The 20,575-nt window shown below is 74.3% G+C and carries 18 protein-coding genes; 12 read left to right on the forward strand and 6 right to left on the reverse strand.

Features of this window, described 5'->3' with window-relative positions:
* The first annotated feature begins 3 nt into the window (after nt 1–3).
* Genes G8D98_RS07280 through G8D98_RS07295 form a run of 4 tightly spaced genes read left to right on the forward strand, consistent with a single transcriptional unit; the run spans nt 4 to nt 4,999 of the window.
* Complete coding sequence (locus tag G8D98_RS07280) at nt 4–438, forward strand: FmdB family zinc ribbon protein (RefSeq protein WP_166101087.1); 435 nt, start codon at nt 4–6, stop codon at nt 436–438.
* Nucleotides 431–3,298, forward strand: a complete 2,868-nt coding sequence (locus G8D98_RS07285) for an FAD-binding and (Fe-S)-binding domain-containing protein (protein WP_166101091.1) — start codon at nt 431–433, stop codon at nt 3,296–3,298. Before G8D98_RS07280 ends, G8D98_RS07285 begins: the two co-directional genes overlap by 8 nt.
* A gap of 25 nt (nt 3,299–3,323) precedes the next feature.
* Nucleotides 3,324–4,874 (forward strand): sodium-dependent transporter, encoded by a 1,551-nt coding sequence (locus G8D98_RS07290; protein WP_166101093.1) that lies wholly within the window; start codon nt 3,324–3,326, stop codon nt 4,872–4,874.
* The gene (locus G8D98_RS07295) at nt 4,871–4,999 is read left to right on the forward strand and encodes a methionine/alanine import family NSS transporter small subunit (RefSeq protein ID WP_166101096.1); all 129 of its coding nucleotides are present in this window, start codon (nt 4,871–4,873) and stop codon (nt 4,997–4,999) included. Before G8D98_RS07290 ends, G8D98_RS07295 begins: the two co-directional genes overlap by 4 nt.
* A 45-nt stretch (nt 5,000–5,044) precedes the next feature.
* Here the strand turns inward: G8D98_RS07295 and G8D98_RS07300 are convergent, their stop codons facing one another.
* From G8D98_RS07300 to G8D98_RS07320, 5 genes are read right to left on the reverse strand one after another with little or no spacing between them, the layout of a single operon-like run.
* Nucleotides 5,045–6,298, reverse strand: a complete 1,254-nt coding sequence (locus G8D98_RS07300; RefSeq protein WP_166101098.1) for an arginine deiminase — start codon at nt 6,296–6,298, stop codon at nt 5,045–5,047.
* Nucleotides 6,295–7,641: a YibE/F family protein gene (locus tag G8D98_RS07305; protein WP_166101101.1), complete on the reverse strand. Its 1,347-nt coding sequence runs from the start codon at nt 7,639–7,641 to the stop codon at nt 6,295–6,297. Before G8D98_RS07305 ends, G8D98_RS07300 begins: the two co-directional genes overlap by 4 nt.
* Before the next feature lie 7 nt (nt 7,642–7,648).
* Entirely contained in the window at nt 7,649–8,362 is a 714-nt protein-coding gene (locus tag G8D98_RS07310) for an NUDIX hydrolase (RefSeq protein ID WP_166101104.1), read from the reverse strand.
* Complete coding sequence (locus G8D98_RS07315; RefSeq protein WP_166101107.1) at nt 8,359–8,940, reverse strand: isochorismatase family protein; 582 nt, start codon at nt 8,938–8,940, stop codon at nt 8,359–8,361. Before G8D98_RS07315 ends, G8D98_RS07310 begins: the two co-directional genes overlap by 4 nt.
* Complete coding sequence (locus G8D98_RS07320; RefSeq protein ID WP_229661892.1) at nt 8,937–10,232, reverse strand: nicotinate phosphoribosyltransferase; 1,296 nt, start codon at nt 10,230–10,232, stop codon at nt 8,937–8,939. Before G8D98_RS07320 ends, G8D98_RS07315 begins: the two co-directional genes overlap by 4 nt.
* A gap of 203 nt (nt 10,233–10,435) precedes the next feature.
* Here G8D98_RS07320 and G8D98_RS07325 point away from each other — a divergent pair, with 203 nt between their 5' ends.
* The 8 genes from G8D98_RS07325 to G8D98_RS07360 all read left to right on the forward strand — a co-directional run bounded on the left by G8D98_RS07325 (nt 10,436) and on the right by G8D98_RS07360 (nt 19,609).
* Nucleotides 10,436–11,470, forward strand: coding sequence for a LacI family DNA-binding transcriptional regulator (locus G8D98_RS07325; RefSeq protein WP_229661893.1), 1,035 nt, complete (start codon nt 10,436–10,438; stop codon nt 11,468–11,470).
* Nucleotides 11,471–11,514: 44 nt separating this feature from the next.
* Nucleotides 11,515–12,789: a sugar ABC transporter substrate-binding protein gene (locus G8D98_RS07330; protein ID WP_166101110.1), complete on the forward strand. Its 1,275-nt coding sequence runs from the start codon at nt 11,515–11,517 to the stop codon at nt 12,787–12,789.
* A 1-nt stretch (nt 12,790) separates the two neighbouring features.
* On the forward strand, nt 12,791–13,708 hold the full coding sequence (locus G8D98_RS07335) for a carbohydrate ABC transporter permease (RefSeq protein ID WP_166101112.1): 918 nt from the start codon (nt 12,791–12,793) through the stop codon (nt 13,706–13,708).
* Between the two features lie 2 nt (nt 13,709–13,710).
* The gene (locus G8D98_RS07340) at nt 13,711–14,538 is read left to right on the forward strand and encodes a carbohydrate ABC transporter permease (protein ID WP_166101114.1); all 828 of its coding nucleotides are present in this window, start codon (nt 13,711–13,713) and stop codon (nt 14,536–14,538) included.
* Nucleotides 14,539–14,584: 46 nt separating this feature from the next.
* Complete coding sequence (locus G8D98_RS07345) at nt 14,585–16,189, forward strand: glucoamylase family protein (RefSeq protein WP_166101117.1); 1,605 nt, start codon at nt 14,585–14,587, stop codon at nt 16,187–16,189.
* Entirely contained in the window at nt 16,186–18,069 is a 1,884-nt protein-coding gene (locus G8D98_RS07350; protein WP_166101119.1) for a glycoside hydrolase family 3 protein, read from the forward strand. Before G8D98_RS07345 ends, G8D98_RS07350 begins: the two co-directional genes overlap by 4 nt.
* Before the next feature lie 148 nt (nt 18,070–18,217).
* Nucleotides 18,218–18,712: a dsRBD fold-containing protein gene (locus tag G8D98_RS07355; RefSeq protein WP_166101122.1), complete on the forward strand. Its 495-nt coding sequence runs from the start codon at nt 18,218–18,220 to the stop codon at nt 18,710–18,712.
* A 75-nt stretch (nt 18,713–18,787) separates the two neighbouring features.
* Nucleotides 18,788–19,609 carry a class I SAM-dependent methyltransferase gene (locus G8D98_RS07360; RefSeq protein WP_166101124.1) on the forward strand — a complete coding sequence of 274 codons (822 nt, stop codon included), beginning with the start codon at nt 18,788–18,790 and terminating at the stop codon, nt 19,607–19,609.
* Here G8D98_RS07360 and G8D98_RS07365 read toward each other — a convergent pair.
* A complete protein-coding gene (locus G8D98_RS07365; protein WP_166101126.1) occupies nt 19,594–20,439 on the reverse strand; it encodes an aldo/keto reductase in 846 nt (281 codons plus the stop codon). The two genes, G8D98_RS07360 and G8D98_RS07365, sit on opposite strands and share 16 nt — an antisense overlap.
* Between the last annotated feature and the right edge of the window lie 136 nt (nt 20,440–20,575).

The raw sequence follows: 20,575 nt of genomic DNA on the forward strand, positions 1-20,575 counted from the left end.
CCGATGCCGACCTACCTGATCAGCTGCCCCGAGCGGCACCGGCACGAGGTGCTCCAGCCGATGGCCGCCCCGCTGCCCCCGTGCCCGAGCTGCGGGGGTGCCACCCACCGGGTCCCCGCCGCCGTCGGTCTCTCCGGCATCGCCGGCCTGCCGCCCCGGCCGGAGCAGATGCCGCAGACCTGGCGCGGCACGCACGAGGGGAACCGCGAGTACCTCGGCGAGCTGCGGCGTACCGCCGAGGCCCGTCGCCGGGTCGAGGAGCGCCACCCCGAGGTCGCCGGGGACACCCGGCCGATCATCGCCCACGAGGGGCGCTACGAGGGCGCTCCCCTGCGCGCGGGGGAGCCGGTGGGGCACGGCCACACCCACGGCCACACCCACGGGCACGGCCACTCCCACGGGCACGGCGGGGCGGGCGGGTCGCCGGCCGGTGGATGAGCGCACCGCCGCCCTGAGCGCGGCACTGCGAGGGGCCGGCGTCGGCGACGTCGACCCCTCGCCGCTCGCCCGCGCCCTGTACTCCTCGGACGCCTCGCTCTACCGGGTGCCGCCGCTGGCGGTGGTCCGGCCGCGCCACCACGACGAGGTCGAGGCGACGCTGGCCGTCTGCCGCGAGCTCGCGGTGCCGGTGACCGCCCGCGGCGCGGGCACCTCGATCGCGGGCAACGCGGTGGGGCCCGGTGTGGTCATCGACCACCGCCGTCACCTCGACCGTGTCCTGCACGTGGACCCCGAGGCCGCCGAGGCCGTCGTCGAGCCGGGGGTGGTGCACGCCCGGCTCCAGGAGGCGGCCCGGCCGCACGGCCTGCGCTTCGGCCCCGACCCGAGCACCCACACCCGCTGCACGGTCGGTGGCATGCTCGGCAACAACGCCTGCGGCGCACGGGCCCTGGGGTACGGCCGCACGAGCGACAACGTGCTCGCCGTGACGGCGCTCACCGCGGCCGGGGAGCGGCTGCGGCTCGCGGTCCCCGGTCGAGGTGACCCGGGCGCGCAACCGCCGGCACTCGTCGCCGCCGCCCGGGAGCTCGTCGGCGGGCAGCTGGCCACCGTGCGCACCGAGTTCGGCCGGTTCGGGCGCCAGGTCTCCGGCTACGCCCTCGAGCACCTGCTGCCCGAGAACGGGGGCGACCTGACCCGGGTCCTCGTCGGCAGCGAGGGCACCCTCGCCCTCGCGAGCGAGCTCACCGTGCGGCTCGTGCGGGACGAGCCCCACCGCATCCTCGTCCTCCTCGGCTTCCCCGACATCGCCGCGGCCGCCGACGCCGCGCCGGCGACCCTGTCGGCGCGTCCCACCGCCTGCGAGGGCATGGACCGCCGCCTCCTCGAGCCGCTCTTCCGCTCCGGACGCCAGCACGAGGGGTCCTTCCCGACCGGCGGCGGCATGCTGCTCGTCGAGCTCGCCGGTGAGGACCCGCGCGAGCTGCGCTCCCGGGCCGACCGGCTCGTGCGGGACGTGGGGGCCGCGCGCTCCCGCGTCGTCGACGACCCCGCCGAGGCCGCGGCCCTGTGGTCGGTACGCGAGGACGCGGCGGGGATCGCCGCCCGCACGCTGGACGGGGCTCCCGCGCACGCGGGGTGGGAGGACGCCGCCGTGCCCGTCGCCCGCCTCGGGCAGTACGTCCGGGCCTTCGACGCCCTGCTCGACGAGCACGGCCTGCGCGCGCTGCCCTACGGCCACTTCGGCGACGGCTGCCTGCACGTACGGATCGACTTCCCTCTCGGCCACGGCCCCGACGGCGGGCAGGAGGCCTACCGCCGGTTCGTCGAGGACGCCGCCGAGCTCGTCGCGGCCCACGAGGGCTCGCTGTCCGGGGAGCACGGCGACGGCCGGGCCCGCAGCGGTCTGCTGCCCTCGATGTACTCCCCGGCCGCGCTGGCCCTGCAGGCCCGCCTCAAGCGGCTCTTCGACCCCGAGGGCCTGCTCAACCCGGGCGTGCTCGTCGACCCGGACCGCCCCGAGGAGGCCCTGCGGGCCGCGAGCCGGCAGCCCGTGCGGCTGCGCCGGGCGCCCGCTCTCCTCGCCGACGGGGCCGCGCTCGGCGACCTCGCCCACCGCTGCACCGGCGTCGGCAAGTGCGTCGCGACGAGCACCGACGACGTCATGTGCCCCTCGTTCCGGGCGACCGGCGAGGAGAAGGACTCCACGCGGGGGCGGGCACGCGTCCTGCAGGAGCTCGCCACGAACGGCACCACGTCGGGCTTCGACGCCCCCGCGGTCGCCGAGGCCCTGGACCTGTGCCTCGGGTGCAAGGCCTGCGCCCGTGACTGCCCGACCGGGGTGGACATGGCCCGGCTGCGCTCGGAGACCCTCCACCAGCGCTTCGCCGGCCGTCGGCGGCCCCGGACGCACCTGACCCTCGGCCGCCTCCCCCGCTGGGCCGACCTCGCGGCCCACGCCCCCGGGGTGGTCAACGCCGTGACCCAGGGGCCGCTGGCACCGCTCGTGGCACGCGCGGCCGGCATCGACCCGCGCCGCTCGATGCCCCGCTTCGCGTCCATGACCTTCCACCGGGCCCGGCGGACGCGGCCGGCCACCGCGGGTGCCCCGGTGGCCGGCGGCCGGCCGGTCGTGCTCTGGGTGGACACCTTCACCGACCACTTCGCCCCCGAGGTGGCCGAGGCAGCCGTCCGGGTCCTCGAGGGCGCCGGGCACGAGGTGCGCGTCGCCGGCGACGGCGTGTGCTGCGGCATCACCGAGATCTCCACCGGTCAGCTGGACCGGGCCACCGCCTCGGTGCGCCGGACCGTGCGGGCCCTGGCCCGCGAGCTCGACGACGACGCCGTCCTCGTCGGGCTCGAGCCCTCCTGCCTCGGCGTGCTGCGCGAGGACGCCCTGCACCTCCTGCCCGGCGACGAGGACGCCGCGCGGGTCGCCCGGGCGGCGCGGCCGCTCGCCCGGCTGCTGCTCGACACCCCCGGCTGGCGGCCCCCCGACCTCTCCGGGGTCCGGGTCGTCGCCCAGCCGCACTGCCACGAGCACGCGGCCACCGGCTGGCAGGCCGAGGAGGAGCTGCTCACCCGCAGCGGCGCGGACCTGCACGTGGTGCGGGGGTGCTGCGGGCTCGCCGGCAACTGGGGGGTCGAGGCCGGCCACCACGACGTCTCGGTCGCCATCGCCGAGGGCGGCCTGCTGCCCGCCGTGCGCGACCTCGCAGACGGCGGCCTCGTCTGCGCCGACGGCTTCTCGTGCCGCACCCAGGTGGCCGACCTCGTCGGGCGCGACGCCCTCCACCTCGCCGAGCTGCTCGACGGCGCGGACGAGGTGGCCCCGGGAACGGTGAACGTGCTTGGGTGAGGGGGAGCGACCCGAAAGGACCCCGATGACCGACGCGACGGCGGCCGAGAGCCACCGCGGTGCCTTCTCCTCCCGCAAGGTCTTCATCCTCGCGGCGGTCGGCTCCGCGGTCGGCCTCGGCAACATCTGGCGCTTCCCGTACGTGGCCTACGAGAACGGCGGCGGTGCCTTCGTCCTGCCCTACCTCGTGGCGCTGCTCACCGCGGGTATCCCGTTCCTCCTGCTCGACTACGCCCTCGGACACCGTGGCCGGGGCTCGGCCCCGCTCTCCTTCGCCCGCACCGACCGGCGCACCGAGTGGATCGGGTGGTGGCAGGTCGGCATCTGCTTCGTCATCGCCGTGTACTACGCGGCCGTCATCGCCTGGGCGGTGCGGTACACCGGCTTCTCGCTCGGGAAGGTCTGGGGCGACGCGCCCGAGGAGTTCCTCTTCGGCTCCTTCCTCCAGGCCGGCGACCCGGGGGTCAGCCTCGACCTCGTCCCCGGGGTGCTCGTCCCCCTGGCCCTGGTGTGGGCGGCCGTGCTCGCCGTCATGGTCCTCGGCGTGCAGAAGGGCATCGGGGCGACCGCGGTCGTCTTCATCCCGGTGCTCGTCCTCGCCTTCGGCGCGCTCGTCGTGCGGGCGCTCTTCCTTCCCGGCGCCGGCGCCGGCCTCGACGCGCTCTTCAGCCCGGACTGGGCCGCCCTCGGGCACGCCTCGGTGTGGGCGGCCGCCTTCGGGCAGATCTTCTTCAGCCTCTCGGTCGGCTTCGGGATCATGATCACCTACAGCTCCTACGTCTCCCGGCGCACCGACATGACCGGCTCGGGGCTCGTCGTCGGCTTCGCCAACTCCGGCTTCGAGCTGCTCGCGGGGATCGGCGTGTTCGCCGCCCTCGGGTTCATGGCCCAGGCCAACGGCGTCCCCGTCGACGAGGTGGCCTCCGACGGGCTCGGCCTGGCGTTCGTCGCCTTCCCCGCGATCATCAACGAGGCACCGGCGGGCGGGCTCATCGGCGTGCTCTTCTTCGGCTCGCTCGTCTTCGCCGGCGTCACCTCCCTCGTCAGCGTCATCGAGGTGGTCATCTCCGCCGTGCGCGACAAGCTCGAGCTGAGCCGCACCGCGGCCACCGTGGCGGTCGTCCTCCCCTCGGCCCTGGTCAGCCTCGTCTTCTTCGGCACGACGAGCGGCGTCTACGTGCTCGACATCGTCGACCACTTCGTCAACCGCTACGGCATCCTGCTCGTCGCCGTCGTCAGCATGCTCGCCGTGGCCTGGCTGGCCCGGGCCCTCCGGCCGCTCTCGGACCACCTCAACCTCACCGGCTCGGTCCGGGTCGGGCGCTGGTGGCTCGTCCTCGTCGGAGCGCTCACCCCGGCGGCCCTGACCGTCGTCCTCGTCCGCGAGCTCGCCACCGACCTCGGCACGCCCTACGAGGGCTACCCGGGGTGGATGCTCGGGACCTTCGGCTGGGGGGTGGCCGCCGCCGTGGTCCTCGCCGCGGTGCTGGCCACCCTCGTCCGGTGGCGGCCGCGGACCTCGCTCACCCCGCCGGGCGAGGACCCGGCCCCGGACCCGACGGAGGTCGCCTCATGAGTGCCGGTGCGGTCGTGATGATGGTCCTGGCGATGCTCGTCCTGTGGGGCGGCCTCGCCGCGGCGGTGTGGAACCTCACCCACCGCAGCAAGGCCCCGGAGGAGCACTACCGCCGCGACCTGTGAGCCGCGGCGCCTCACCCTGCCCACGGGACAGGGGGGCGTCACACGTCAGTAGTCGACGGGGTCGCGCACGAGCGGGCACGTCATGCAGTGCCCGCCACCGCGGCCGCGGCCGAGCTCGGCGCCGCGGATCTCGACGACCTCGACTCCCGCGCGGCGCAGGAGCGCGTTCGTCGTCGTGTTGCGGTCGTAGGTGAACACGACGCCCGGGGCGACGGCGACGGCGTTGTTGCCGCTGTCCCACTGCTGGCGCTCGGAGGCGTAGACGTCGCCGCCGGTCTCGATGACCCGCAGCCCGTCGAGGCCGAGCGCGTCGGCGACGACCTTGGTGAAGCTGCCCTCGCCGCGGTCCTCGACCTCGACGCCCGGCTCGGCGTCCCCGGGGTGCAGGACGAAGGTGTGGACGTTGTCCATGATCCGCGGGTAGAGGGTGACGACGTCACGGTCGGCGAAGGTGAAGACGGTGTCGAGGTGCATCGCGGCCCGCAGCTGCGGCATCCCCGCGACGACGACCTTCTCGGCGGCGCCCTGGGCGAACAGCGCCCGGGCCACCTGGGTGATCGCCTGCCGGGAGCTGCGCTCGCTCATCCCCATGAGGACGACCCCGTTCCCGACGGGCATGACGTCGCCGCCCTCGAGGGTGGCCTCGCCCCAGTCCACCTCGGGGTCGCCCCACCAGACGGTGGAACCGGCGAAGTCGGGGTGGAAGGTGTAGATCGCCTTGTAGATGATCGTCTCGTGCTGGCGCGCCGGCCAGTAGAGCGGGTTGAGGGTGAGCCCGCCGTAGACCCAGCACGTCGTGTCCCGGGTGTACAGCGTGTTGGGCAGGGGCGGCAGCAGGTACTCGCGCGCCCCCGTCTGCTCCCGGGCCAGGACGACCCACGGCGTGCGGTACTCCTCGGGCAGGTCGGGGATGGCCAGGCCGCCGATGAGGAACTCCGCGAGCCGGTGCGGCTCGAGGGTCTCCAGGAAGGCCCGGGTGCCGTCGACGAGGCCGAGGCCGACGTGGTTGGGCACGATCTTGCGGTCGAGCAGCCAGTCGCGGGCCGTCGGGATGGCCATCGTCTCGGCGAGCACGTCGTGCAGCTCGACGACCTCGACCCCGTGGGCCTGGAGCTTCTCGACGAAGTCCGCGTGGTCGCGCTCGGCCTGCCCGACCCACATGACGTCGTCGAAGAGCAGCCCGTCGGACGTCGACGGCGTGAGCCGCCGGTGCGCGAGCCCCGGCCGGCAGACGAGGACCTTGCGCAGCCGGCCCACCTCGGAGTGGACGCCGTGCGGCTCGGGGGTGGTGTCGGTCATCGGCCGTCCTCGTGCTCGTCGTCGTCGGGGGACGGCGCCCCGGCCGGCGCCGCGGTCGATCCCATCACACCGGGCCCCGCGGCACCAGCCGGTGCCGCGGGGGCTCTCGGCGGGGGCGCCACGGCAACGGCCACGGCGGTGGTCGCCGGGATGGCCAGGACGAGCCCGACCGCGCTCGCCAGGGTGCGGACCACCTCGGCGGTGATGTCCTCGGACAGGAAGAGGGTGGCGGCGCCCTGGCTGGAGAGCGAGATGAGCAGGAGAACCGGCAACGCCGCTCCGGCGTAGGCGAACACGATGGTGTAGACGGTCGACGCGAGATGGTCGCGCCCGATCCGCATCGCCGACGCGAACAGCGCCCGGCGGCTGCGCCCGGGGTCGGCGGCGCGCAGCTCCCAGACGGCGGAGGTCTGGCTGATCGTCACGTCGTTGAGGACCCCGAAGGCGGCGATGAGCACCCCGCACGCCACGAGGTCGTGCAGGCGCACGTTCGTCGCGAGCGCCTGCAGCAGCCCGCTGTTCTCGTCACCGACCCCGGTGAGCCGGGCGGCGTTGGACCCGAGGACCCCGGCGACGGCGGTGAGCCCGAGCCCGACCGCGGTCCCGAGGAGGGCGGTCGAGGTGCGCAGGCTCAGCCCGTGGGTGAGGTAGAGGACGAGGAGCATGGTCGCGCCCGACCCGGTGAGCCCGACCGCGACCGGTGGCGCCCCGTCGAGCAGGGCGGGGGCGACGAACAGCAGCAGCACCGCACCGCCGACGCCGAGGCTGACGAGCGCGGCGAGGCCCCGCCAGCGGGCCACGGCGACGACGAGGACGACGAAGACGGCGGCGAGCGCGAGCAGGGGGGCCCGCCGCTCGACGCCGGCGTAGGAGTAGGCGCTCTGCAGCAGGGCCCCCTGGTCGGCCGCGCCGTCGACCGCGTCGTCGGGCAGCCGCAGGAGGACCACGGTGTCCCCGGGGCGCAGGCCGGAGCGGCTCACCTCGGTCGTCACCCGGACGACCTGGGTCGAGCCGTCCGCGAGCCGCGCCTCGAGCTGGCCGCAGTCCGCCGAGCCCTCCGGCTCGGTGCCGACCGAGTCCGGGGCCGTGGCCGGGCACGGCTCGGTGAGCCGGACGACGGTGGCCCGCGGGAAGGTCGCGCCGGGGACGGCGTAGTCGAGGTCGGGGGAGGTCGGTGCGGGCCCGCCGGGCCACAGGGCGACCAGCCCCACGGCCGTCGCGCCCGCGGTGAGCAGCACGAGGACGACGACGACGACCCGGGTGAGCACCGGCGTCCGCGGCAGGGCGTCGCGGGGCAGGGCGCCGTGCGCGGCCGCGTCCGGGAGGGCGTGGTGGTGGGCCATGCCCGGGTCAGTCGTCCTCGCCGGCCGTGCGCAGCATCGGTGGCTGGATGTCGGTGGCCTCGCCGCGGCGGTAGAGCAGCGCCGGGCGGCCACCGGAGGCCGAGACGCCGTGGGTGTCGGTCGGGACCACGAAGCCGTCGGTGCCGAGCACCTTGCGCCGGAAGTTCCCGAGGTCGGGAGGCGAGCCCCACACGGCCGCGTAGACCCGGCGCAGCTCCGGGAGGGTGAACGGCTCGGCGACGAACTCCCTTGCCAGGGTGGTGTACTCGAGCTTCGCGCGGATCCGCTCGCGGGCGTCGGCGAGGATCGTCGCGTGGTCGAAGGCGAGCGGTGGGGCGTCCGGGCCGCCGTCGAGCAGGTCCTCGACGGCCCACCAGCGCGCGTTCGCCGCGTCCGACCCCGGGGCGGGCGCCGGCAGGTCCGGGGCGAAGGCCACGTGCGCGACGGAGACCACCCGCATCCGCGGGTCCCGGTCGGGGGCGGAGTAGGTGCGCAGCTGCTCCAGGTGCCCCTCGAACCGCTCGACGCCGGTCTCCTCGCGCAGCTCTCGCCAGGCGGCGGTCTCGGCGTCCTCGTCGGCCTCGACGAAGCCCCCGGGCAGGGCCCAGGAGCCGGCGAAGGGCTCCGTGCCCCGCTCGACGAGGAGCACGCTGAAGATGCCGTCGCGGATGGTGAAGACGGCCAGGTCGACGGTGACCGCGAAGGCCGCGTGCCCGCTCACCGCCCGACCTCCGCGCCGGCCTCGGCCATCTCGGCGAGGGCCTGCTCGCTCGTGGCAGGGGCGACCCCGGCGTGCAGCCCGGGGAGCAGCCGCACCCCCAGCCCCTCGGCGAGCGCGTCGAGGACGGTGGCGCGCACGCAGTAGTCGGTGGCGATGCCGGTGACCTCGACCTCGGTGACGCCGAGCGCGCGCAGCAGCTGACCGAGGCGCCGGCCGTCGTCGGTGACCCCCTCGAAGGCGCTGTAGGCCGCGGCCCCCATCCCCTTGCGGACGTGGTGGGTGACCGCCCGGGTGTCCAGCTCGGGTGCGTAGTCCGCCCCGGGCCCGGTCCGCACGCAGTGGGGCGGCCAGGTGGAGCGGAAGTCCGGCTGCTCCCCCGGGGCCGCGAAGTGCCCGCCGTTCGAGCCGTGCGGCTCGTGCCAGTCCCGCGAGGCGACGACGGCGGCGTAGTCGCCGGCGTGGGCGGCCAGGTGCTCGCTGATCCGCCGCGCCACCTCCCGCCCTCCCTCGACGCCGAGGGAGCCGCCCTCGACGAAGTCGTTCTGGACGTCGACGACCAGCAGCGCCGTGGTGCTCACGATGGCTCTCCTTCGAGACCGGCGGTCAGGTACGCGGGCCCCGCGGCGACGGTGCGCGCGCCGGGCGGCAGGCCGGCGAGCGCGGCGCGGCAGGTCGCCCGGACCTCCTCGAGCGTGGGGGCGTGCACGACGGCGCCACCGCGGACGACGGGGACCTGGACCGGGCGCGCGTCCGGCTCCTCGCGGCCGTCGACCCGGTACCACTCGGCGGCCAGGACGCCGTCGACCGCGCGCCGCCAGGCGGTCTTGGCCCCGCCGACCGAGACCTTGTCGTGGCTCTTCTTGGCCACCGGCCGTAGCGGCCCGCCCGGTGAGCTGCCCACGGCGACGAGCTTGTAGACCATGCCGGCCGTCGGGTGGCCCGAGCCGGTCACCAGGCGGGTCCCGACGCCGTAGCCGTCGATGGGCGCGTCGGCCAGCGCGGTGATGACGAACTCGTCGAGGTCGCTCGTGGCGATGATCCGGGTCTCCCGGGCCCCGAGCTCGTCGAGCAGGGCACGCGCCGCGCTCGCCGTCTCCGCGAGGTCCCCGGAGTCGATCCGCACCGCCCCGAGACCCGGACCGGCCACCTCGACGGCGGTCCGGATGCCCTCGGCCACGTCGTAGGTGTCGACGAGCAGGGTGGTGTCCTTGCCCTGGACGGCGACCTGGCTGGCGAAGGCGTCGCGCTCGGTGGCGTGGGCGAGTGTGAAGGCGTGCGCGGCCGTCCCGACCGTGGGGACCCCGTAGCGCAGCCCGGCGGCGAGGTTGCTCGTCGAGGCGAACCCGGCAAGGTAGGCGGCCCGGGCGGCCGCCACCGCGGCGTCCTCGTGGGTGCGCCGGCTGCCCATCTCGACGAGCGGCCGGTCGCCCGCGGCGAGGACCATCCGGGCCGCCGCACCGGCGACCGCGCTGTCGTGGTTGAGCACGCTGAGGACGAGGGTCTCGAGCATGACGCACTCCCCGAGCGTGCCGCGCACGGTGAGCACCGGGCTGCCGGGGAAGTAGAGCTCGCCCTCGGGGTAGGCGTCGACGTCTCCGGTGAACCGGAAGCCCGCCAGCCACCGTGCCGTGGCGTCGTCGACGACGTCCCGGGCGCGCAGCCAGGCGACCTCCTCGGCCGTGAAGCGGAAGTCCGCGAGCAGCTCGCGCAGCCGCCCCAGGCCGGCGACCACCCCGAAGCGCCGGCCCTCGGGCAGCCGGCGCGCGAAGACCTCGAACACCGCGGGATGCTCGACCGTGCCGTCGCGGACGAAGGCGGTGAGCATCGTCAGCTCGTAGCGGTCGGTCAGGAGGCCGGCGGAGACGGGCACGGGGCCTCCTCGCTGCAGAGAGTCGCTGTGACCATAACAGGCGGGGCGGGGCGGGCCCCCCGCACGCACCGCCCGGGTCGGCCGCCGGCGGGGCCCCGCACCGCACCCGGCCCGCGGCGGGTCCCGGGGGTTGTCAACGGCGTCCTGGCATGGCAAGGTAAGCGCTCACAGGCAGTTGTAAGCGCTTACAAGGAGGTGGCGCCGTGGCGGCCGTGCCGACCCCGGAGACCCCCGGACCGACGATCTACTCGGTCGCCGACGCCGCGGGCGTCTCCATCGCCACCGTCTCGCGCGTCCTCCAGGGCAGCGCCTCGGTCTCGGCCCGCACCCGCGAGAAGGTCCTCGCCGCCGTCGACCGGCTCGACTACATGCCCCGCGCCTCGGCCCGCTCGCTCGCCGCCGGCCAGCACGAGGCCCTCGGCCTGGTCCTGCCCGAGCTGCACGGGCCCTACTTCTCCGAGCTGCTCATGGGCTTCGAGGAGGCCGCCGCCGGCCTCGACCTCAGCGTCGTCCTCGCTCTCGTCGAGCCCGACCGCCCTCTCGACGGTGCGCGCTTCACCCGGCTCGCCGCCGGCGTCGACGGCCTCGCCGTCCTCGGTGGCCTCATCCCCGACGACGTCCTGCGCCGCGCGACCCGCCAGAAGCCGCTGCTCGTCGTCGCGGGCGAGGGGACCGCCGGCTTCGAGGCACTCGCCGCGGAGAACACCGCGAGCGCCGAGCAGGTCACCGCCCACGTCCTGGACGCCCACGGCCGCACCCGCCCGGTGTTCGCCGGCGACCCCGAGGTCGCCCCCGACGTCCGGCTGCGCTTCGAGGGCTTCACCCGCGCGCTGGAGCGCCGGGGCCTGCCGGTCCCGGCGCCGCTGGGCGGGGGGCTGCGTGAGGCCGACGGTGTCGACGCGGCCGAGCGCCTCCTCGCGACCGGAATGCCCACCGACGCCGTGGTCTGCGCCAACGACGAGATCGCGCTGGCGCTGACCGCCCGGCTCACCGCGGCAGGCCTCGCCGTCCCGGGGGACCTCGCGGTCACCGGCTGGGACGACGTCATGGCCGCCAGCTACGTGCGCCCCGGCCTGACCACCGTGCGCCAGCCGGTGCGCGACCTCGGCGCCCTCGCCGCCCACCAGCTGCACGAGCGGATCACCGGTGCCGCGCCCCACGACCCCGGCGTGCTCGAGACCCGCGTCGTGCTGCGTGGCTCCTGCGGCTGCCCCGAACCGGCCCCGCCGGCCCCCTGACCCAACCTCCGGCCCAGTTCACCCACAAGGAAGTGAGTACCTCCATGAGACGCACGTCGACGACGGCTCTGGCCCTCCTGGCCACGGCGGCCCTGACCCTGAGCGCCTGCGGTCGCAGCGAGTCCGACGACACCGAGGCGACCCAGGGCGCCGACGTCAGCTCCGGCAAGGCGACCGGCACCATCACCGTCTGGGCGATGGGCGCCGAGGGCGAGGCGCTGCCCGAGCTCGCCAAGGAGTTCGAGGAGGAGAACCCGGGCGCCAAGGTCAACGTCACGGCCATCCCCTGGGACTCCGCGCACGACAAGTTCACGACGGCGATCACCGCCGACAGCACGCCCGACGCCGCGATGGTCGGGACAACGTGGATGGGCGAGTTCGCCGGGCTCGACGCCCTCGACCCGCTGCCGAGCAACATCGACACGAGCGGCTTCTTCTCCGGCGCCCAGAAGACCACCGAGGTCGACGGGACCTCCTACGGCATCCCGTGGTACGTCGAGACGCGGCTGCTGTTCTACCGCACCGACCTGGCGGAGAAGGCCGGCTACGACGAGGCGCCCACCGACTGGCAGGGCCTGCACGACATGGCCAAGGCCATGCAGGACAAGGCCGGCGCGAAGTGGGGCATCGGCCTCCAGGCCGGCGGTACCGGCTCGTGGCAGTCGATCATGCCCTTCGCCTGGGGTGAGGGGGCGTCGCTCACCGCGGACGACGCGTACACCTTCGACACCCCGGAGATGCTCAAGGCCGTCCAGTACTACCAGTCCTTCTTCACCGACGGCATCTCGAACACCTCCGCCCCCACCCAGCCCACCACCGAGCCGGACTTCGCCAGCGGCAAGGTGCCGATGTTCATCTCCGGCCCGTGGATGATGTCGGCCGTCGAGAAGGTCGGCGGCGACGGCTTCAAGGACAAGTACTCCGTCGCGAAGATCCCCGAGGGCAGCGCGGGCTCCTCCTCGTTCGTCGGCGGCTCGGACTTCGTGGTCTTCAAGAGCTCCAAGGAGCGCGACACCGCCTGGAAGTTCGTCCAGTTCCTCGCCGAGCCGGAGACCCAGGTCAAGTGGTACGAGATGTCGACCGACCTGCCCTCGGTCCAGTCCGCCTGGGACGACCCCGCGCTGGCCGGCGACGACAAGCTCAAGGTCTTCGGTGAGCAGCTCGAGACCGCCAAGGCCCCGCCGTCGTACCCGACGTGGGAGCAGGTCGTGGCCAACTTCGACACCGAGATGGAGAAGGTGACCAAGACCGGAGCCGACCCGAAGAAGGCCCTCGAGAGCGTGCAGCAGCAGGCGGACTCGATCGGGACCGGTCAGTGACATGACCGCGACGACCGCCCCGCCGGCCTCGGCCGGCGCGTCCGCCGCCCGGGCGGAGGGGCGGGCCGCGTGGATCCTCGCCCTGCCCTTCTGCCTGCTCTTCCTCGCCTTCACCGCGTGGCCGGTGCTCCAGTCGCTCTTCATGAGCTTCACCGACACCCGCTCACGCGACCTGCGGACCCCGTTCGCCGTGGACTTCGTCGGCCTCGACAACTACACGAAGGCCTTCGCCGACCCGGTCTTCCGCCGGGCGATGCTCAACACCGCCTACTTCGTCCTCGTCGGGGTCCCACTGACGCTGACCATTGCGCTGGCTGCCGCCGTCGCCCTCAACCGGGGCATCCACCGGTTCCGGTCGGTCTTCCGGCTCGGCTTCTACACCCCGGTGATCACCTCGATCGTCGCTGTCGCGGTCGTGTGGCGCTTCCTGCTCCAGGAGGACGCCGGACTGGTCAACACCGTGCTCGGCTGGGTCGGCATCGACGGTCCCAACTGGCTCGGCGACCAGCACTGGTCGATGCCCGCGCTCATCCTCATGGCGACCTGGCGCAACTTCGGGACCGGCATGATCATCTTCCTCGCCGGCCTCCAGTCGGTGCCCTGGCAGCTGCACGAGGCCGCGGCGATCGACGGGGCGTCGGCCTGGCAGCGGTTCCGCCACGTCACCCTCCCGATGCTGCGGCCGACGATCCTCTTCGTCTCGGTGACGACCGGCATCGGCTACCTGCAGTTCTTCGAGGAGCCGTTCGTCATGACGAGCGGCGGCCCGCTGAACTCGACGATCTCGATGTCCATGTACACGTACAACCAGTTCGGCTTCGGCAACTACGGGTACGCGGCCTCGCTGAGCTACGTGATCTTCGTCCTCGTGGCGGTGGTCACCGCGATCCAGTTCCGGCTGCTGCGGGAGGGGGACTGACCATGGGCCTGAACTCCCGCCGCGCCAACTGGTGGCTGTACGGCGTGCTCACCGTGGGCCTCGTCGCCGTCGTCGCACCCTTCGTGTGGATGGTCCTCGGCTCGTTCAAGACCGAGGGTGAGCTGCGTCAGTCACCGCCCACCTGGTGGCCCCAGGACGGCACCCTCGACAACTACACCCAGCTGTTCAGCCGGCTCGACTTCGGTGGCTACTTCACCAACTCGGTCATCGTGGCGGCCGCCGTCACCGCGGGCAACCTGCTCTTCTGCTCGATGCTCGGCTACGCCTTCGCGATGCTCGAGTTCCGCGGCAAGAGAGCGTTGTTCGTCGTGGTCATGACGACGCTGATGATCCCCGGGGTCGTGACGTTCGTCCCCCTGTTCGTCCTCGTCGCCAACGCCGGGCTGGTCAACACCCTGCCCGGGCTCTTCCTGCCCTTCCTCGTCAGCCCGTTCGGGGTCTTCCTCATGCGGCAGTTCATCATCGGGCTGCCCAAGGACCTCGTCGACGCCGCCCGCGTCGACGGCTCGGGCGAGCTCGGGATCTTCGCGCGCATCATCCTGCCGCTGTGCGGGCCGGCGCTCGCGACGCTGGGCATCCTCACCTTCCTCGGGTCGTGGAACAACTTCCTGTGGCCGCTCGTCGTGGCCCAGACCGAGGACACCTACACCCTGCCCGTCGCGCTGGCCCTCTACAGCACCGGACAGAACAGCACGAACTACGGCCTGCTCCTGGCCGGTGCCACGGTCGTGGTGCTGCCGGTGCTCGTCGTGTTCCTCGTCTTCCAGCGCCGGTTCATCGAGGGCATCGCCACGACCGGCATCAAGTGAGGCCCCGCCTCACCAGGCATCCCCCACCCTCGAAGGAGACCCTCCAATGACCACCACTCCCGCCCGTCCCGCGACCTCGCGTCGCCAGCTGCTCGTCGGGGGCGCCGCCCTCGGCGGGCTCGTCGTCACCGGCGCGGCGGCACCGTCCGCAGCCGCCGCACCCGGCGCGCCGGCCTTCGTGCGCGGTCGCGGCCACGCCGGCCGGTGGAGCAGCCGCGGCGCCCGCCGCTGGGCCGCCGACACCTGGCGCTCCATCGTCGCGATGACCGACGAGCACACCGGGCTGCCCGCCGACAACATCCCCGAGTCGCTCGCCGCGGCCGACCGCAGCGGCTACACCTCGCCGACGAACATCGGCGGGTACCTGTGGAGCACCGTCGTCGCCCGCGAGCTGGGCATCATCACGCCCGGCGAGGCGACCCGCCGCGTGCGCCGGACCCTGACGACGCTGCTGCGGATGGAGCACCACGAGCCGAGCGGCCTGTACTACAACTGGTACGACGAGGCCACGGGCGAGAAGCTGACCTCCTGGCCCGGGTCGGGCGACCCGGTCTACCCGTTCGTCTCGAGCGTCGACAGCGGATGGCTCGGCGCGGCGCTCCTCGTGGTCCGCGAGGCCGTCCCCGGTGCGCGTGGCCTCGCCGACCGGCTCTTCTCCCGGATGCGCTGGGACATGTTCTACGACACCGACGTCGACCTCAAGCCCGGCCTCATCCACGGCGGCTTCTACCCCGAGGCCCCCGCGAGCACCGACGGGCTCTTCCTCGGCAACCACATCGGCGTCGGGGACGACGTCTGGTACACGAACCACCACTACGACACGACCGTGTCCGAGACGCGCATCACGAGCTACCTCGGCATCCTCACCGGCCAGATCCCCGGCGCGCAGTACTACGCGATGTGGCGCACCTTCCCCGCGACCTGCGACTGGTCCTGGCACGAGATGCAGCCGGTCGGCGAGAACCGCACCTACCTCGGCGTCGAGGTCTACGAGGGCGTGTACACCTACCGCGGGCTGCACGTCGTCCCCGGCTGGGGAGGGTCGATGTTCGAGGAGCTGATGCCGGACGTGTTCGTCCCCGAGGCCACCTGGGCGCCACGTTCCTGGGGCCGCAACCACCCCCGGCACGTGCGCGCCCAGCGCGAGCACGGTCTGCTCGAGGCGCAGTACGGCTACTGGGGCTTCTCTCCGTCCTCCAACCCCGCCGGCGGCTACCGCGAGTACGGCGTCGACGCCCTCGGGCTCAACCCGGACGGCTACTTCTCCGACCAGGAGAGCACGAACTACGACCCCGGGTTCGGCGACTGCCGCGAGGCCACCAACCCCCACCCGACCTACGGCGACGGCGTCGTGACGCCGCACGCCTCCTTCCTCGCGATGATGCACGAGCCCCGGCAGGCCTACGCCAACCTCGTCGGCATCGAGCGGGAGCTGGGTGCCTACGGCGACGGCGGCTTCTTCGACGCCGTGGCCGTCGGCTCCGGCACCATCGCGCGGCGCTACCTCTCGCTCGACCAGGCGATGGTCATGGGTGCCGTCGGCAACGTCCTGTGCCGCGACGTCATCCGCCGCTCCTTCGCCACCCGGCGGGTCGAGAGGCGCCTCCGCCCGGTCATCGGGATGGAGGAGTTCGGGGCGGGCGTGGCATGAGCACCACCGCCCATCCCGGGTCCCCGGTCGTCCGTCATCCGGCGACCGGGGACTCCCCGGCCTGGCGCGACCTCAACGGCAACGGCGTCCTCGACCCCTACGAGGACCCTCGGCTGCCGGTCGAGGAGCGGGTCGAGGACCTGCTCGGCCGGCTCTCCCTCGAGGAGAAGGTCGGGCTGATGTTCCACACCGTCATCGAGGCCGGACCCGACGGCGGGCTCCTCGAGGGACCGGGGGCGATCAGCAAGTCGGCGACGAGCGAGGTGGTCCTCGGCAAGCACCTCTCGCACTTCAACGTCCACGAGCTGCGCGACGCCCGGCAGGCGGCGCGCTGGAGCAACGCCCTCCAGCGGCTCGCCGAGCGCACCCCGCACGGCATCCCGGTCACGGTGAGCAGCGACCCGCGGCACGCCTTCATCGACAACGCCGGGGTGTCCTTCGCGGCGGGAGCGTTCTCGCAGTGGCCCGAGCCGCTCGGGCTGGCCGCCCTGCGCGACCGCGACGCGGTGCGCCGGTTCGCCGACATCGTCCGGCAGGAGTACCGGGCGGTCGGCATCCGCGAGGCCCTGCACCCGACGCTCGACCTGGCGACCGAGCCGCGTTGGGGCCGGCAGGCCGGCACCTTCGGCCAGGACCCGACGCTCGTCGGCGACCTCGGCGTGGCCTACCTCGAGGGGCTGCAGCAGGGCCCCGAGCTCGGCCCGGACGCGGTCGCCTGCGTGACCAAGCACTTCCCGGGAGGCGGACCGCAGCAGGACGGCGAGGACGCGCACTTCCCGTACGGGCGCGAGCAGGTCTACCCGGGAGGTCGGTTCGCCGACCACCTCGCGCCGTTCCCCCGCGCGATCGAGGCGGGGACCGCCGCGGTCATGCCGTACTACGGGATGCCGGTCGGGCTGGAGCTGGACGGCGAGCCCGTCGAGGCGGTCGGTTTCGGCTACAACCGGCAGATCGTCACGGGCCTGCTGCGGGAGCGCCTGGGCTTCGACGGCGTGGTGCTCACCGACTGGGAGCTGGTCAACGACAACCACGTCGGCGACCAGGTCCTTCCGGCGCGGGCGTGGGGTGTGGAGCACCTCGACCCGGCCGGCCGGATGGAGCTGCTGCTCCACGCGGGAGCCGACCAGCTGGGCGGCGAGGAGTGCGTCGAGGTGCTCTTGGACCTCGTCCGCTCCGGGCGGGTGCCGCAGTCCCGGGTGGAGGAGTCGGCCCGGCGCCTGCTGCGGGTGAAGTTCCGCCTCGGGCTGTTCGACGACCCGTTCGTCGACGAGGACGCCGCGGTGGCGCTCGTCGGCAACGGCACCTTCCGGCGGGCCGGCCTGGAGGCCCAGGCCCGTTCGGTGACGGTGCTGCGCACCGAGGAGGTCGGCGGCCGGCCCGCGCTGCCGCTGCTCCCGGGGACGCGGGTGTACGCCGAGCGGGTCTCGCCCGAGGCGCTCACCCGGCACGGCCTGGTGCCCGTCTCGACGCCGGCGGAGGCGGACCTCGCGCTCGTCCGGCTCGCGGCGCCGTTCGAGCACCGGGACGACCTGTTCCTCGAGGCGTGGTTCCACCAGGGCTCGCTGGACTTCCCGCCCGGGCTCGTCACCCGGATGGAGCGGGTCGCCGCACACTGCCCGCTCGTGCTCGACGTGACCCTCGACCGGCCCGCGGTGCTCACCCCGCTCGTCCCGCTCTGCGCCGCGCTGACCGCGACGTACGGCACGAGCGAGGAGGCGCTGCTCGCCGCCCTCACCGGGAAGGTCGAGCCGGTGGGCCGGCTGCCCTTCGACCTGCCGGTGTCGATGGAGGCCGTCCGTCGGCACCCCGAGGACGTCCCCGGCCTGGGGGACCAGGCACTCTTCCGCTGCGGCGACGGCGGGGGCCCGGTGTCGGTCTGACCGGCCGGCCCGGACGCCGAGACGCACGCCACGCCGGCCGCGGCTGTACGCCGGCCGTCCCCGGCGAGACGATGGAACCGGGCGCCGTGGGCCGTCGCCACCGCTCCGGCGTTCCGGTAGCCGGTGGCGAGGCACCGAGGAGGCGGCCATGAGAGCCAGCACCGGGGACCACATCGTCCTGGCGGGTGAGCGGGTCGACAGCCCCGTCAGGGGCGGAGAGGTCGTGTCCGCGGGCCCGGGGGGCGACCCCCCGTACACGGTGCGGTGGGACGACGGACGCACGAGCACCATCTACCCCGCGGCGGGCGCGGTGCTCAAGGTCGTCGAGGGCGAGGAACGCCACGCCGACGTCGTCGCCAGACCCGAGCTCGGCACGATGCGCCAGTGGACGGTCCGGGTGACCCTCTTCGAGCGCGGCGACGACACGACGGCGACGGTGGCGATGCTCGCCGACTCGCCCGAGGCGCTGACCGCCCGCGGGACGAGCCACCGCAGCGCCGCGGACCCGCCGGACGCCCACATCGGGGACGAGGTCGCGGTGGCGCGCGCGCTGCACCATCTCGCCGACCGGATCCTCGGGACGGTCGAGGAGGACATCACCAGCGCGACCGGCGCCGAGGAGGTGCACGTCCGCTCCCGCTGAGCGTGCGGGCCCGCCCGCGCGTCCGCACGACGAGACCGATGCCGCCGAGGCGCCGGGCGGGTGCACGGTGGGGCCATGACGCGCTACACCCACGGGCACGGCGAGGCCGTGCTGCGCTCGCACCGGTGGCGGACGGCGGAGAACTCCGCGGCCCATCTGCTGCCCCACCTCGCGCCCGGGATGCGGCTGCTCGACGTCGGCTCCGGGCCGGGCACGATCACCGCCGACCTCGCCGCGCGCGTCGCCCCGGAGCGGGTGACGGCACTCGAGGCCACGGAGGCGGCGCTCGCGCTCACCGAGGCCGAGCTGCGGCGACGGGAGGTGCCGGCCGACCTCGTCGTCGGTGACGTGCTCGACCTGCCCTTTCCGGACGCGTCCTTCGACATCGTCCACGCCCACCAGGTGCTCCAGCACGTCGCCGACCCCGTGCGCGCGCTGCGCGAGCTGTGGCGGGTCTGCCGGCCCGGGGGCGTCCTGGCGGTGCGGGACGCCGACTACGGCGCCTTCGCCTGGTGGCCGGCGCTCCCCGGGCTGGAGCGGTGGCGCAGCCTCTACGCGCAGGCGGCCCGCGCCAACGGCGGCGAGCCGGACGCCGGGCGCCGCCTGCTGTCCTGGGCGCTGGCCGCCGGGGTGAGCGAGGCGCACGTCGGCGCCTCGACGTGGTGCTTCTCGACGCCGGACGGGCGGGCCTACTGGGGCGGGATGTGGGCCGAGCGCATCACCGCCTCGGCCCTCGCCGACCAGCTGGTCGAGGAGGGCCGGTGCACGCGGGCCGACCTCGAGGAGATGTCCGAGGCCTGGCGCCGGTGGTCGGCGGCGGCCGACGGGTGGTTCGTCACCGTCCACGCCGACCTGGTGGCGCTCCGCCCGGAGCGGCCGGGTCAGTCGGGGACGTAGTCGAAGACCTCCGGGTGGGCCCCGATGCGGCCCTCCTCGCCGCGGTCGAGGGTGGCCATCCGGTCCATCTCCTGCGGCCTCAGCTCGACGTCGAAGATGTCGATGTTCTCCCGGATGCGCTCCGGGGTCACCGACTTGGGGAAGACGATGTCGCCGCGCTCGATGTGCCAGCGCAGGACGACCTGCGCCGGCGTCTTGCCCCGCGCCGCCGCGATCTCGCCGACGACCGGGTCCGTCAGGACCTTGCCCTGGGCGATCGGCGACCACGCCTCGGTCGCGATGCCGAGCCGGGCGTCCGCCGCGCGGACCTGCTCGTTGCCGAAGTAGGGGTGGATCTCCACCTGGTTGACCACGGGTACGACGCCGGTCTCGTCGACGAGCCGCTGCAGGTGCTCCGGCTGGAAGTTCGAGACCCCGACGGACGCGGCCCGACCGTCCTCGACGAACTCGGTGAGGGTGCGCCACGTCGAGACGAAGTCGCCGTCGTAGAGCGTCGGGAGCGGCCAGTGGACGAGGAAGAGGTCGATGCGCTCGAGCCCGAGCCGCTCGAGGGTCTCGCCGAAGGCCCGGCGGGCGTCCTCGGGCCGGTGGGCCGCGTTGCTCAGCTTGGAGGTGACGTACACCTCGTCCCGGGGGAGCCCGGAGGCCGCGACCGCCTCACCCACCTCGCGTTCGTTGCGGTACATCTGCGCGGTGTCGATGTGCCGGTAGCCGGCCTCCAGGGCCGTGGCCACCGCCTCGGCGGTGTTCTCCGGCTCGATCTGGAAGACCCCGAAGCCGAGCTGCGGGATGGTCGTGCCGTCGTGGAGCGGGATGCGGGGAACGGTCATGCCGGGTCCAGCACCACCACCGGCACAGGTATTCCGACCTGCGCAGATGCTGCCGGCCGCGACGCCCGTCACGGAAGGCGTCCGGCCGCCCGGACGGGCCGCGGTGCTACGAGGTCCTTTCGGGCCGGCCCGCGGG

Source organism: Phycicoccus endophyticus, assembly GCF_011326735.1.
GTDB lineage: Bacteria > Actinomycetota > Actinomycetes > Actinomycetales > Dermatophilaceae > Phycicoccus > Phycicoccus endophyticus.

What these genes read in the sequence shown, in the direction of transcription:
- G8D98_RS07280 (WP_166101087.1), top strand. Translation starts at nt 4, where the DNA reads ATGCCGACCTACCTGATCAGCTGCCCCGAGCGGCACCGGCACGAGGTG.
- G8D98_RS07290 (WP_166101093.1), top strand. Translation starts at nt 3,324, where the DNA reads ATGACCGACGCGACGGCGGCCGAGAGCCACCGCGGTGCCTTCTCCTCC.
- G8D98_RS07295 (WP_166101096.1), top strand. Translation starts at nt 4,871, where the DNA reads ATGAGTGCCGGTGCGGTCGTGATGATGGTCCTGGCGATGCTCGTCCTG.
- G8D98_RS07300 (WP_166101098.1), bottom strand. Translation starts at nt 6,298, where the DNA reads ATGACCGACACCACCCCCGAGCCGCACGGCGTCCACTCCGAGGTGGGC.
- G8D98_RS07305 (WP_166101101.1), bottom strand. Translation starts at nt 7,641, where the DNA reads ATGGCCCACCACCACGCCCTCCCGGACGCGGCCGCGCACGGCGCCCTG.
- G8D98_RS07330 (WP_166101110.1), top strand. Translation starts at nt 11,515, where the DNA reads ATGAGACGCACGTCGACGACGGCTCTGGCCCTCCTGGCCACGGCGGCC.
- G8D98_RS07335 (WP_166101112.1), top strand. Translation starts at nt 12,791, where the DNA reads ATGACCGCGACGACCGCCCCGCCGGCCTCGGCCGGCGCGTCCGCCGCC.
- G8D98_RS07340 (WP_166101114.1), top strand. Translation starts at nt 13,711, where the DNA reads ATGGGCCTGAACTCCCGCCGCGCCAACTGGTGGCTGTACGGCGTGCTC.
- G8D98_RS07345 (WP_166101117.1), top strand. Translation starts at nt 14,585, where the DNA reads ATGACCACCACTCCCGCCCGTCCCGCGACCTCGCGTCGCCAGCTGCTC.
- G8D98_RS07350 (WP_166101119.1), top strand. Translation starts at nt 16,186, where the DNA reads ATGAGCACCACCGCCCATCCCGGGTCCCCGGTCGTCCGTCATCCGGCG.
- G8D98_RS07355 (WP_166101122.1), top strand. Translation starts at nt 18,218, where the DNA reads ATGAGAGCCAGCACCGGGGACCACATCGTCCTGGCGGGTGAGCGGGTC.
- G8D98_RS07360 (WP_166101124.1), top strand. Translation starts at nt 18,788, where the DNA reads ATGACGCGCTACACCCACGGGCACGGCGAGGCCGTGCTGCGCTCGCAC.
- G8D98_RS07365 (WP_166101126.1), bottom strand. Translation starts at nt 20,439, where the DNA reads ATGACCGTTCCCCGCATCCCGCTCCACGACGGCACGACCATCCCGCAG.